The sequence below is a fragment of the Desulfobulbaceae bacterium genome (assembly GCA_013792005.1).
GTDB lineage: Bacteria > Desulfobacterota > Desulfobulbia > Desulfobulbales > VMSU01 > VMSU01.
Genome location: VMSU01000190.1, coordinates 78153 through 93610, shown reverse-complemented (window position 1 = coordinate 93610; position 15458 = coordinate 78153). Strand labels below are relative to the sequence as shown.

Annotated in this window: 2 protein-coding genes; both read left to right on the top strand. The window is 54.2% G+C overall.

Going from position 1 to position 15458, the window contains the following annotated elements; genetic code table 11:
• Window positions 1–2127: 2127 nt before the first annotated feature.
• Window positions 2128–10266: an SDR family NAD(P)-dependent oxidoreductase gene (locus FP815_12405; GenBank protein MBA3015729.1), complete on the top strand. Its 8139-nt coding sequence runs from the start codon at window positions 2128–2130 to the stop codon at window positions 10264–10266.
• The gene (locus FP815_12400) at window positions 10263–15410 is read left to right on the top strand and encodes an acyltransferase domain-containing protein (protein MBA3015728.1); all 5148 of its coding nucleotides are present in this window, start codon (window positions 10263–10265) and stop codon (window positions 15408–15410) included. The genes FP815_12405 and FP815_12400 overlap by 4 nt, the downstream gene beginning before the upstream one ends.
• Window positions 15411–15458: the final 48 nt, after the last annotated feature.

Below are 15458 nucleotides of genomic sequence, written 5' to 3'. Positions count from 1 at the left end.
TCAACAAGCGGTGCATTGGGGCTGGCCAACAATTCTATGACAACCTGAAAAAGGACATGCTCAACAAGGAGGTAGGTTCACAAAAGATGGAAGTCTCAGCCTGCTCTTGTGACCCGACAGTTCGTATCTATGTCACCGGTTTCGAAATGGATCCGAACCAAATCTCCTGTCCGGTCGATTTTCAAAACGACAAGATGCACGTTGCCATAAATCTGCCCACAGTGAAAATCAACATGGAGGCAAAAGGACGCTGCCGCACCGAAGTGCTTGGTGTCTGTGTCGCCAAGACCAATGTCTCCGGCACCACCAGCACAACCCTGTCCGGGGCAAAACTGGAATTCGACATCACCGAGGGACAACTGCTTGGCACCCAGGCTCCGGGCGCTCCACTTTTCACCAAGCCGATCAACTCGCAGCCAACCACCGGCAACATTCACGCCTCTATCGGCTGCCTCGCCACCCTTTGCGATATTCTTCTCACTCCGATTGCCGCTTTGGTTAATATCATTGCCGGGGACAACCTCATTCCAGTCATCGGTTTTGGACAAACCATCGACATCAACTTCGAGGGTGAAGTCGGTTCATCAGCACCTGACCCCATTGCCCTGGAAAATATCAAGGTCGATGAGCAGGAAGTCGAAGGAACGGGCCAAAAACTGTCGGCGATTTTAAGCGACGTACAGATCACCCCTCAGGGCCTTGTTGCCGGACTTAAGGGAAATTTTGAGACCCTGGTTGTTGACCCCGAGGTCGAGCCCACTCCAGGCGCTGTACTTACTCCGGCTCCGATCCCATCCCTGCCGGTTAACGGTGTCGACGAGGTCTTCGTCGCCCTCTCCGACGACACCTTTAATCAGTTCTTCGCCAGCATGACCACATCCGGGCGTCTGAAGACCGGATGCAATAGCACAGGGAAGACACTGGGCGATCTCCTGCCGGTGGACTGCGGGACACTGTCTGTCGGTGTCTGTAGCGACGACAATACCGTTTCCTGCAAGACGGATGCGGATTGCAGCGGCACCTGCCAGCAAAGTCTTGTCAAGACCGCCATAGCAAAAGGCGCCTGCTACGGCTTTAAAGGTGTGGACTGCACCACTCTACCGCTGGCCCAGCGCGTGGTATGCACTGCCACGAAAACCAAGCTCGCGGAGATCAACATCAATGCGGCACAACCGCTTCTGTTCTGCGTTCGAGCCGACGTTCCGCCACGATTGCTGATCCAGGACGATATCTCTACTTCCGATGTTGAAACGTCAGTACGTCTCAACGACCTCTCCGTCGCCCTGGTACTCGATCGTAACAACGACGGCCTGCTTGACGGCGAACTGCCCAGCACCCATAGCTGTCTGGCACAGGATGCGCCAACTGTCGGTGACTGCAGTTTCTTTGGCGCCTGTCTCGACCTTAATATCGAAACCGGCATGCAACTCGCTACCAAGCAATGCGCTAACGATCCATCGATCCTTTGCAGCGCCAACAGCGATTGCGCCTCAGTAGGCGGAACCTGTGATGATGTCTGTGCCAGTGGCGATCCTGGCTTCCTCTCCAGGGTCATCTCTGTACAACCGACTATCCGCTCTCTGGGAGTAGTCTGTGGCGGAGCAATCAGCACCGGTGATGACGACCTCCTGGCCGACACATCAGGACAAGACACCACCATCAATCTCATGCTGCAAAATGCCAATCGTTTTGCACCGCCTGCCTGCATCAAAGGACTCGATCTTGGTGGATTCGTAAAATTTAAGGATCCACGGTTGATTTCCATTGATACAGACGGCGATGCAACCTTTGACGATTATCTCGGCCTGACCGGGAAAGTAGAATAACATCATCCGGCGCAACCGATGGTTGAGTGAACATTGCCCAGCCACCGGTTGTGTTACCCTGTAAATCCCAAACATTCACCACTGAGTTAGACTGACAACTTCACCCTGATTCTTTGATTTTCCTAATTAATAGGAAAATCAAAGAATCAGGGTGAAGTTGCGTTGATGGTCTGCCAATTCACTCAATCATTGTTAGTTCAATCTCAGTATCAATAAGTTATTATGCTTATCGTTGCCATGTAACGTCACCCTGGCGAAAAGTGAAAGCCAGAGACACTCGAAAAGACAAATTCGGATTCTCATGGTCAAACAACGGCCTAATCCAAGCTACGACTCAATAGTCATATCAACCGAGAAGCAAAAAATGATATCAATTATAACGTGCACAATTCCAGGTCTCCTTGATCCATCTTTAGCTATTGCCGGCAGCAGGGCTGGAGAGTTGGGAGTCCTTGACTTAACCTTTTGCGACGATACTCCCACTGCCCTCGCCTCCATCAACAAACTCGACCACTTTGCCATCAACGACTACGGCATTAAAATCAATGCCGTAGTCGATCATTTTTTTCTCGGAGTCTGTTCCGCTCCTCCTCCCCGGCTGACTACGGTCATCTTAACAACACCGAAACCGGAACAATTGCACGAGGCCGTATCCTCCCTCCGAACACACAAAATCACCATCATGCTCGAATGCACCTCACTTAATGAGGCGGCGTTAGGCCACCATTGCGGTGTTGACGCATTTATTATCAAAGGCAACGAAGCCGGAGGCAGAGTTGGCTCAGAGACCTCCTTCATTTTACTGCAGCAAGTCAAAGCAGCATTTTCAGAGCCGGTTTGGGTGCACGGCGGCATAGGCCTACACACTGCCAGCGCCTGTTATATGGCTGGCGCTGCTGGAGTGATACTTGACGCACAACTGTGCCTTGCGCGAGAGTCCTCTCTCTCCCCCAAAGCTCAACAGATCCTTCGCAAACAAGATGGCCGGAAGACCCAAATAATTGGCGAGGAAGTAGGCGAAACTTACCGGATTCAATCCCTTTCCGGCTCAACAGTCATTGACGAGTTGCACCAGATTGAACAGCAGTTATGCCAACAACCGCTGGGCAGCGATGACCGCCTGCTTCAATGGCGGCGTCACCTTGCTGAGACCATGACGACCCGTCACCCTGACGAAGAACACGTTTTCCTGATGCTTGGACAAGACATTGCCGTCGCCAGCTACTTTGCCGACACGTTTATTACTGTGAGCGGCATTGTCCAGGCAATCAAGCAAAGCGTTGAAAAACACTGTCGGTTGATGACAGAAGGGAATCCATTCTCATCAACCGGCGCTATGGCCAAAAGTCATAACACTAAGTATGCCCTTGTCCAAGGTCCCATGGCCAGGGTCAGCGACACGCCCCAATTTGCCCTGTCCGTTGCCCAAGAGGGAGCAATTCCCTTCCTGGCTGCCGCCTGGCTGCGTCACGACGAGCTGGATTCTCTTTTCAGCGCCACGGCAAAACTGCTTAACCACTCCAACTGGGGAGTGGGCCTGCTCGGGTTCCTGCCGACACAAGTTTTTGCAGAGCAGTTGGATGTCCTCATTAAACACCGCCCTCCATTTGCGCTGCTGGCCGGCGGTCAACCTCACCAGGCCAAACGACTCGAAAAAGAGGGAATTCACACCTATGTCCATATCCCCACCGTCAGTATCCTCGATATTTTTATCGATCACGGCCTGCGCCGCTTCATCTTCGAGGGCCGCGAAGCAGGGGGCCATGTCGGACCCTTCTGTGGATTTGTTCTCTGGGAGACCATGATCCAACGACTCCTTGTTCATGCCGAGAAATCCGGCAGCTTGCAAGGATTTCACATCCTCTTTGCGGGTGGAATCAAAGACTCGCTCTCTGCAGCAATGCTCGGGGTGATGACCGCCCCATTAACAGCCCGTGGCGCCAGTGTCGGCCTACAGATCGGCAGCGCGTACCTTTTCACCAAAGAAGCCGTGACTTCCGGCGCCATCGTGCCACTGTACCAGCAGAAAATGATCGACTGCCAGCAAACCACCCTGCTTGAAACTGGACCAGGACATGCTGTCCGGTGTGTTACAACTCCGTTCGCCACGTGTTTTTTAAGCGAAAAACGAAGGCTGTTGGCAGAGAAAATACCCATTGAAGAAGCAAGGCATATCTTGGAAGGTATGGAGCGAGGACGACTACGCATAGCCGCAAAGGGGGTCACCCGCTCAGACAAATCAACACTGAAAGTCGTTGACGAAGCCGTTCAGCACGAAGAAGGTATCTACATGGTCGGACAGATGGCAGCCCTCCAAACCGGAATTACCACTATTGCCGAGCTTCATCATGATCTGGCAATTAACAGCTTCCACAAGATCACAGCAGCAACCGCTTCCGTAACCACCCTCCCCCAAAAGAGCGCCACCTCGCAACCTTCAGACATCGCCATCATCGGTATTGCCGGATTTTTCCCTCTCGCCCCGGATGCAACTCACTACTGGAATAACATCGTCAACAAGGTTAACGCCATTCGGGAGATTCCCAAAGAGCGCTGGGACTTCACCGCTCTCTTCAACGAAAACCGGTATACTCCTGACCGGATTTACGCAAAATGGGGCACCTTTCTGGACGATATCCCTTTCGACCCCCTGAACTATGGCATGCCGCCCAAGATGATCCCCTCTGTTGAACCGCTTCATCTCATGGCCTTGGAGTCGGTGCGACATGCCCTCCGTGACGCCGGTTATGACCGCCGACCTTTTGACCGAGAACGAACCGCGGTGACCATGGGGATCAGCGGTGCCGGCGACTTGGCCCAGCTCTATAGCTTCAGGACCATGCTCCCCATGTTTTTTGGTAATCAAGCAGATGATATTGTTAAACATTTTAATGGCCATCTCCCAGAATGGACCGAGGACTCCTTCCCCGGCATCCTGATGAACGTTGCTGCCGGACGAATCGCCAACCGTTTTGATTTTGGTGGGATGAATACCCTGGTTGACGGAGCCTGCGCCTCTTCTCTTGCCGCCCTGTACAGTGCGGTCAAGGAACTAGAGACCGGTAGTTGCGACCTGGCAATAGCCGGTGGCGCCGACTGTATGCAAAACCCCTTTACCTACATGTGTTTTTCCAAGACTCATGCCCTGTCACCACGAGGGGTGTGTAACTCCTTGGATGCCAAGGCCGACGGCATCGTCATCGGTGAAAGCATTGTCTCGGTAGTCCTAAAACGGCTGGCCGACGCTGAGAGAGATGGAGACAAAATTTATTCGGTAATCAAAGGAATGGGAGCCTCAAGCGACGGTCGTGATCGCTCCTTAACCGCGCCTGGCGTCAAGGGTCAGATGAGGGCCCTCAAACGGGCCTACGCCAAAGCCGGATTTTCACCAGCAACGGTAGAACTTATGGAAGCTCATGCCACGGGCACAGTCGAAGGCGACAAGATTGAGATAGAGTCTCTCTCCCAGGTCCTGCAGGCTGAAAACACAACTCCCCGCAACTGCGCTATCGGTTCCGTGAAATCGATGATCGGCCACACCAAATCCGCTGCCGGCCTGGCCAGTCTGGTGAAAACAGCGCTGGCCCTGCATCATAAGGTGTTGCCGCCCACTCTGGGGGTTGAAACGCCCAATCCCGGCCTGCAAAAAGCGGGGTCCCCTTTGTATGTCAACGGGGATCCGAGACCCTGGTTCCGCTCGGAGCATCCACGCCGGGCAGGAGTCAACGCCTTTGGTTTTGGCGGCACCAATTACCATACCGTTCTTGAGGAATACCTTGGCTCCTATTACCAATCGGAACTTTCTGCATCCTATCAGGACTGGCCGACAGAGCTTTTCTGCTGGCAAGCGACTGATGGAGTGACTTTGTCGGAGGCGCTCCATCAGTTCAAGACCGTGGTCAATCAATCGAAAACCGCCTCCTTAAAAGATTTTTCCCATGCCAATACACTGAAAAACTCAACTCATCCTGCCAGCGACAAGGGCATGATGGCGAAACTTGCCCTCATCGCCAACTCGACTGAAGACCTGCTAGCCAAAATTGACCAGGCCTTGACAGAACTTAACAACTCCCCCAAGCACTTTACTGACCCCCGTGGCCTGTTTTACCGTTTGAACTCCTCCCTGGCAGGCCAGCAGGTCGCCTTTCTTTTTCCTGGCCAAGGATCACAGTACGTTAACATGATGGCGGAATTGGCCATCCAGTTTCCATGGGTCCAGGAACTGTTCGAGCGGAGCAACATGCTGCTCACTGCTCGGCGTTCAACACCGCTCTCCTCTGTAATCTTTCCTGCTCAGGTATTCACCACAGCAGAACAACGTGAACAGGCTGCGGAACTTGCCCAAACCACTGCCGCTCAACCGGCCATGGGCACATCCGATCTTACCATCTATCATCTGCTTCATCGTTTGGGGGTAATTCCAGACATGGTCGCCGGCCACAGCTACGGTGAATATGTTGCCCTATGCGTTGCCAAGGCCATTGGCGAAGAAGACCTCCTCCACCTCTCAGAAGCCAGAGCCCGGTTCATCCTGGAAGGTACGGGAGACGCCCCCGGAATCATGGCAGCAGTTGAAGCCGATGCCAACAGTGTTGAATCATTAATAGCCGAGATCCCTGGAGTATGGGTCGCCAACATCAATGCCCCGGACCAAGTGGTCATCAGCGGCGCCACGGAGGCGATTCAGGCAGCGATGAAACGATTTGAACATCAGGAGATCAAAGTCAGGCAGCTTCCGGTAGGCTGCGCTTTCCACTCCCCATTGATCAAACCTTCCTGCGCGGCGATGACCGATTACCTAAAATCAGTGCCCATCCAGCAGCCGAAATTACCGGTCTATTCCAATGTCACCGCAGCGCCCCACTCGACTGATCCCGCATCAATCAAAGACAGTCTGGTCAATCACCTGGTCAACCGGGTTCGCTTTGTCGAACAGATCGAAAACATGTATCAGGCCGGGGCGAGAATCTTTGTGGAGTGTGGTCCGGGCAGAGTGCTCACCGGCCTGGTCGACAAAATCCTGGGAGATCGCCCTCACCTAGCTGTCGTGACTAATCAACGGGGTCGATCTGCCTTTACTCAATTGCATTTCGCCCTTGCCGAGCTTTTTATTCATGGAACACCAATCGACCTTGTCCCTCTGTTTGCAGGTCGGCTCACTAAAAAATGCGATCAGCCCCAAAAAAAACTCTCCCCAACCACCTGGCTCGTTAATGGCTCCGGCGCCCGACCGGCTGACAAGCCCGCATTGCCGCCTCTTACTCCTTTTCAATTTCACGACGTTATCCGCAAACCAATTCACCATCCCGTTCAATCAGCAACCGACCAAACTGTCGTCTCTTCGGCGTCTCATCCTTCGCTGGAAAACCGAGATGCCGCCCTGATCGGTTTTCAACAGTTGATGAGGCATTTTCTTGATACCCAACACGCCGTGATGGCGCGCTACCTTGCTGGCGCAAACGATGAGACCAGAAGTATACCCCAAACAACAAGTGATGATCACCGAGTGACTCCGCCTGAGCCGCTCCCAGTGAACAATGAGACCGACAGCTCAGACCAACCGATGACTCAAATCCTTTCTCCTGCTTACGACGCCGAGGCCGAATTGATGGCTGTAGTCAGTGCCCGGACCGGTTATCCGCCAGAGATGATCGACTTGGACAGCGACATGGAGGCCGACTTAGGGATTGACTCCATCAAGCGGGTAGAGATCCTTGGCGAATTCCTTAAAGGTCGCGATACCGACGGCGAGAGGGGGGTCCCACCTGCGGAGGTCGAGAAAGCTCGGACTTTACGTCAGATCTTGTCTTGGGCCAAAACAAAGCCAGAACCCACAAGACCATCCCGGACCGAAGACCCGCCTCTGTCCGATCAGGAGTTTTCATCAGCTCCTCAACCAGTGACTTCTGTTCAGCCCCCGCCTGCCTTCTTGCCTCGCTGTGTGGTAGAATCCAGCCCTATGCCTCTGCCGTCCCAGACCTTACCCTTACCCAAACGCTATCCACTGCTGATCACCGATGACGGCCACGGCATAGCTGAGACCTTGGCCGGAACTCTCCACGAAAATGGCTGTGAAGTTTTGCTGCTCAGATCCTGTAAACAGCGCCAGCTGGCAGGAAACTGGACGGAATATTTTCTGGACCAAACCGCTACCGCGTCGCTGGCCGACCTAATCAAAAAACGTCATGCCGGAATCAGCGGCTTCATCCACCTCTCTCCCTTGCAGCCGATGCCTGCTCCTTTTGCCGAGATAAATGCCGCCGAATGGCAGCAGCGCTTGATTTCCGACATCAAGCCAATGTTTGCACTCCTGCAATACTTTGCAGATGATCTCAAGGACTCCCGGGGAGTGGTGGCAGCCGCAACCGCCATGGGCGGCACGTTCGGTTTGGACGATGCGTATCAACAAGATTTCTTCCCAGGGCAAGGCGCGCTGTCTGGTTTCATGAAGACCCTTGCGATTGAGTGGCCGGAAGTCCGGGTCAAAGTCATTGACACCTCACCTGCCGACCCCGTCGAAACCATTGCCCACTCTCTCTTTGCTGAACTGATCACCACTGACGAACACGTAGAGATCGGCCTGTTCGGCGGCAACCGTTACGGTTTAGTCGGACGGCTGGCGCCCCTGCCGCAAGTCACTGAAACCGAACTGCATCCCGATTCGGATTGGGTGATAGTTATAACCGGCGGCGCTCGGGGTATTACCGCCCGGGTGGCCATCGAATTGGCAGAACGGTTCCAACCTACATTAATTTTGCTTGGCCGCTCACCAGCCCCTGCTCCTGGTACCAACCAAGAGTTCAGCCACCTCTCCTCCGCCCTGGAAATCAAGCAGGCCATTATCAAACAGTCGCAGGAACAAAAGCTCTCTTTAACTATCGCCGAAGTTGAAGACTCTTGTCGTCGGCTGCTGGCAGAACGCGAAATCAGCGCAGCAATGACCAGGATGCAACAGGCGGGCAGTCGGGTCGTCTATCACCAGGTCGACGTCAACGACTCAGAAAAATTCTCGGCGCTCCTGACCAGCATTCATCAGCAATACGGCGCCATCGACGGCATCATTCACGGCGCCGGCATTATTGAGGATAAGTTATTTGTTGATAAAAAATGGGAGTCGTTCGCACGGGTCTTCTTCACTAAAGCCAACAGTACCTGGACCATTGCCAACGCCTTGCCAACAATAGCGCCACGATTCGTAGCCTTCTTCTCTTCGGTCGCTGGCACATTTGGCAACCGGGGCCAATGCGATTACTCTGCCGCCAATGAAGTAATGAATAAGACTGCGCTGTGGCTGAATCGACACTGGTCGGGACGATCCGTTGCCCTTAACTGGGGGCCATGGGCTGGCTCCGGCATGGCAACCCCGGAGGTCCAAGAGCAATTTTTAAAGCGTCAGGTGCACTTGGTGGGCCAGGATGAAGGGGCCTTAGCCTTCGTTCGAGAGATAACCTACGGACAACAGAACGAAGTCGAAATCCTGCTCGGTGACGGCCCTTGGGTTGCCTTGGCCAACCTCCCTGCGCCATCGACTCTTTGCCCCCTACTGCAAGGCATTACCCCACACCATAATGATAATCACCCCACCCTTGTGCCACTGACACTCGATCCGCAAACACACCTCTATCTCGATGACCACCGTCTGGATGGCAGGCCGGTGTTGCCGGCCGCCGTAGCTGTTGAAATCATGGCAGAGACAGCCGCCACCCTCAACCCCGGCTGGCAGGTCACGGCGATACGCGAGGTCCGAGTGCTGAAAGGTATTGTCATTGAACAGGAGCGTCTCCAAATCGTAATTTCGGCTCACGAGACCACCACAACCGGAAACAACTTCCGAAGACTTACACTCGGGATTTCGACAGAGGAAGGGGGCCGCCTCTCTTATAGCGGCATCGCGGAGTTGCATCAGTCCCCACCGCCTGTTGCCGTCCGCCCCCTACCCGTGCTTGGTGAACTGCACCCGTTGGGAATGTCCATAAATGAGACCTATGACAAATGGCTCTTTCATGGTCCTCTGTTTCAATGCATCACCTCTATCGAGGGGATTAACGACCACGGCCTGCGGGCAACTCTCAAGACCTCGAAACCTGGGCAATGCCTGCAGAATGTCGCGACAGGAAATTGGCTTACCGACCCCATCCTGCTGGATGGCGGGCTGCAATTGGCCCTGATCTGGACCCGCTTCCATCGGGACATGACCATGCTCCCGTCAGCCATGGCGGCAGTCCATTTGTACCAGCCTTTCTCTCTGGTGACAGAGGTGTCTTGTCAGCTGGAGGTGGTGGAAAGCGTTCACCAACATGGGATTATCTTTAACCTCTATTTTATCGACCAAAAAGGAGTCCTGCTAGGTATGATCGAGCGACTGGAAGCCACTGGCAGCAAGGAACTAAACCGATTGACTGAAAAAGCAGGACACACCAGCGAAGGAGACGTTATATGAGCCGACCTGACCTGACCCGCACCAGCGCTGATATCGCTATCGTCGGTATGGCCTGTTTTTTTCCGAAGGCCCCAAGCCTGCAAGCCTTTTGGCACAATATCGTCGCCGGAGTCGACGCCATCGGTGAGGCGCCGTCCACGAATCTCTTGCATCAAGTCTATGATCCAGACAGCACGGCCAATGATCGGGTCTATTCCAGAATGGGTGGTTTTCTTGATCACCTGCCGCCTTTTCGCCCCTCTGAGTTCGGGGTCATGCCACGGGCCATTGATGGCGCTGAACCAGAACATTTCATGGCGCTGCAAGTGGCCTATGCCGCCATGGTTGACGCCGGCTTTCCCACCTTACCCATCAACCGGGAAAAAACTGAAGTCATCCTTGGCCGCGGTACCTATGTCAACCGGGGATTCATGTCAGCGATGCAACACAGCGTCGTCATCGACCAAACCATAGCCCTCCTGCGGCAACTGCACCCAGAATACACCGACACCGATCTCGCCCTGCTCAAAGAAAAACTTAAAATCCAACTTCCCCCATTTTCTCCTGAAACCGCGCCAGGTCTCTGCCATAATCTGGTGGCAGGCCTCATTGCCAACCGCCTTGACCTGCATGGCCGCAATCTGGTTATGGATGCCGCCTGTGCCTCCTGTCTGCTGGCACTCGAAATTGCCACCGACGATCTTACCCTGCACAAGTGCGACGCCGCTATTGTCGGTGGGGTTCAAATCTCGACCCATGCCCCTATTCACATGATCTTCAGCCACCTCGGCGCGCTCTCTCGCCAACCGCATCTCAAGCCTTTTGATCAGAATGCCGACGGCACCATGCTGGGCGAAGGCATCGGTATGATAGTGGTCAAACGGTTGTCCGATGCGATTCGGGACCAGCACCGAATCTATGCGGTAATCAAGGGTGTCGGTTCTTCCAGCGATGGACGGGGTTCCGGTTTACTTGCACCCCGGCTTGACGGCGAAGTCCTCGCCCTGCGTCGAGCGTATGATGCCGCAGGAATTGATCCTAAAACCATCGAGCTGATCGAAGCCCACGGCACCGGCATCCCTTTAGGCGATGCCACTGAAATTAAGGCCTTGCGCACTGTCTTCGGCTCGCGGGACGAAATGTCATCTCGCTGCGCCATCGGCACAGTCAAATCGATGATCGGCCACCTCATCCCAGCGGCTGGCATCGCCGGAATTATCAAGACCGCCCTGGCTCTTCACCACAAGGTGCTACCTCCGACACTCTATTGCGACACCCCTAACCCCGATCTTCACCTTGAAGAGACCCCATTTTACATCAACACCGAAACCAGACCGTGGATCCATGGCCATGAAGGGTATCCGCGCAGGTCCGGAGTCAACGCCTTCGGGTTTGGCGGCATCAACTCCCATGTAGTCCTTGAGGAACACCACGAAAACAACCAGATAGAACAAGGACTTGATAGTGAATGGGAGGCCGAACTCTTTGTCTTTAGCGGCAGCACGAGAGACACTCTGATCAGGACGATTCAAAATTTTTCCACCTGGCTCGACTCGCCACAGGCGCTAGCCAGTTCACTCGCGGACATGAGCTTCACTGTCAACAGCAAACTAGAAAAAGATGGACCCCGATTAGCCATGATCGTAAACAATCGGTCAGACCTTGAAAAAAAGCTCCGCCATGTCTTAAAAATTCTGGCGGACCCAGCTCGTAAACAGATCAAAGACAGAAGCGGTCTGTTCTTTTTCGAGGACCAACTCGCCCCAAACGGCAAAGTAGCCTTTCTCTTTCCAGGCGAGGGCTCGCAATATGTTAATATGCTGGCTGACCTCTGCCGATATTTTCCAGAGGCGCGCTCCTGCTTCGACTTGCTTGACCGGGCCTATGCCGGACTTCAAAACGGCCTATTGCCCAGCTCGTTTATCTTCCCTCCACCAGGTGAGCATCACGAGGCAGAAAAGACCATCTTCACCATGGCTGGTGCGGCGGATGCGGTCAGTACCGCCAACCGAGCCCTGTTTCGGATTCTCACCGACTTAAGCATCAGGCCGGATGCCGTGGTCGGCCATAGCACCGGAGAACTGGCCGCGCTTGAAGCAGCAGGGGCCGTCACCCTGGCAGGAGGTGAAGAGGATGTCCTCTCCTACATCCGGATTGGCAACAGCATCATTGAATCATTACAGGCAGCCGATGATATCCCCCATGGCAAACTGCTGGCCGTGGGGGGAATTAACGCCGAGCAGGTGGATAAAGTCATTGGTGACAGCCATGATTTCCTGTGTCTGGCCATGGCCAATTGTCCGCACCAATTTGTCCTTTGCGGCACCGACGAGACCATCACCAAGGCCGAGACCAGCTTGCGACGGCTGGGGGCCATCTGCCAAGTCTTACCTTTTCAACGCGCCTATCATACCAAGCGATTCCAAGCCGCTCTACAGCGCCTGCGCCGGTTGTACGAAGCAGCGCCCTTCCAGCGACCTGAAATACCACTCTATTCTTGCCTGACAGCCGACCGCTACCCTGACCAGCCCGAGGAGATCCGACACCTGGCTCTAGAACAGTGGGTAAAACCTGTCCGCTTCCACCAGACCATTAATACGATGTACGCTGATGGTGTTCGCATCTTTCTGGAGATCGGTCCCCGCGCCAACCTGACCGGATTTGTTAATGATATCCTCAAAGACCAGCCGCACTGCGCCGTCGCCACCAACGCACATCATCGCTCAGGAATCAAACAATTACTGCATGCCCTTGGCATGGCTGCCGCCCATGGGGTACCAATGGAGCTATCGAAGCTCTATAGCCATCGCCAGGCAATCAAGATCGACTTCACCCTGCAAACCCTGCCAGACACTGCGCCAGGCGGGATCGTGCTGAATCGGGACTTACCGCTGTTGCAGCTGGACGGGGTAGACCTCTCTTTTTTGACCAAACAGACCCCAATGGAATCTACGGCAGTGAAGGATATGCCCAGTCCACCACAGGTTTCAGCAACACATCCAACCAACCCGGTGATGGATCAATACTTTCAAACCATGGAGCGCTTTCTCGATATCCAACGTCAGACCATGGAAGGATTTCTTGGCAGCAGCTCTGGGGAACATGAACGCGTTGTCAAAACTCCAGCAACTCCCCCTGTCAGCTCCTCTGTTGCCACCCGCCCTGCCGATCCAACACCAACGCCCACTCACCAACAGAATCCGCCAGCTGCCCCATCCTCTCCCTTGCCCGTTGCTCCCTCCCCCACTATTAAGGCCAAAACGCTCCTGTTACGGCTGGTTAGTGAGCGCACCGGCTATCCAGAAGAGATGCTGGCTCTTGATCAGGACCTTGAAGCGGAATTGGGAATTGATTCAATCAAGCGGGTCGAGATTTTAGGGGCCTTGGGCAAAGAACTTGAAGGCTTTGATGACAACCGCTCTGAACAGTTGAACCGCTTACGGACCTTGGGTGAGATCATTTCTTTCCTCGAACAACCTCTCCAGTCCGAAGTCAATCGGCATACCCTTATCGATCACGTGGCTAAGGTTGTAGATAAAACGGAAGTTGAACTTGAGTCTGTTCTCGATCTTGACCGGGATATCTTTTTGCAGGATCACACCTTGGGCGGCGCTGTTTCCCGAGATGACAAAAGTCTCCATGGCCTTGCCGTAATGCCTTTTACTATGAGTCTTGAGCTATTGGCCGCTGCCGCCGCCGAACTCTTCCCCGGCAAAAATCTGTCTGGATTTCGCTCTGTAAAGTCTCTAAATTGGATTATCTTCAAGAAACGACAACTCCAGATAACCGTGCTGGCACAAAAAACAAAAGAGTCTAACCAAGGCTTGGCAAGACTCTTTATCGGCCCCCGCCACGCAGGTCAAGCCGCTATGGAAGGAACGGTTCTCTTTAGCGACGCCCTATCTCGCGGAATAAGCGAAGAAGACGATCAGGCCGATCCCTCCTGGACTGCGGACGGCATACCCGACCAATTGTATCCGCTGGCCCTTTTCCACGGGCTGGCCTTCCAAAATATCGGCAAGGTGCGCCGCTGGGGTAAAGGTGGTGCTGCGGCAACGCTTACCATCCAACATCATGTCCCCCTCTTCCGGGACAAAAGTTCCGACCTCCTCTCCTCACCACTCCACCTCGATGCGGCAGGTCAGGTGGTCGGCCTCTGGGCTGCACACTTCATCCCCAACCAGTACGTTATTTTCCCTGTGGCTGCCGAGGAAATAGATTTCTACGCTGCCGCTAATTCCAACGACACGACCTGCCTGACCAAGAGCGCCACTGAGGGTGATGCCATCCGTTCGGACATCATCCTCAGTGATGAGGACGGGTCACTCAAGTGCCGGATCAAAGGATTACGCCACAAACGGATCAATATGCCCGAATACCTCCATCATTTCCGGGGCAGTCGGGATGTCATGCTCAGCCGCCCTTGGCCTCTTCCGCATAACCAACCTATCGACAACTCGTGCCTTGCCTGCAGCATCTTATCGGCAGGACAACTGGACTTTACCGGCGCTGATGGCGACGTGCTGCGAGAGGTTATTGCCCACATCATTCTGAGCAGACAGGAGCGTAAACTGTGGTACGGACTGAGTTATCCCGAGACACGAAGGACGGAATGGCTATTGGCCAGGCTCGCTTGCAAGGAAGCTATTCGACGTTTGCTTTGTCAACAGGGCTGTAAAGATGTGTGGCCGGCTGATATTATCATTGTGGCCGACGAGAAGGGCCAACCTCAAGCGAATGGTCCCTGGATCGAGAAGCTGAGGTGGACCCCCCGGATATCCCTGTCCCATTCGCAAGGCAATGTCGTGGCTCTGGCCGCCCGCCTATCCGATTCAGGAGGAATAGGCATTGATATTGAGCCGTTCAGAGTAGTTGATACTGAATTTACCAAGATAGCGTTCAAGCCCAAGGAGATGACACTTCTGGCCGGATTGCCGGAGGAGGCAACAGAATGGCGACTACGGCTCTGGTGCTCCCGTGAGGCGGCAATAAAGGCGCTGGGAGGCCTGACCGATCAAACGCTGACCATCACAGAGATTAACCGACAAAACGGGAGTGTTTGCGCTCTCGTCTCTGTTAACGGCTCGGAGCAAGGACGGATGCTGACGATAACGAGTTTTCAGCAGGATGGCTTAATTTGTGCAGTCTGCATCGATTCAGATTAACATGGACTATCAAGGGGATAAGTCTTAGGGATAGGGCCACCAAAAGTG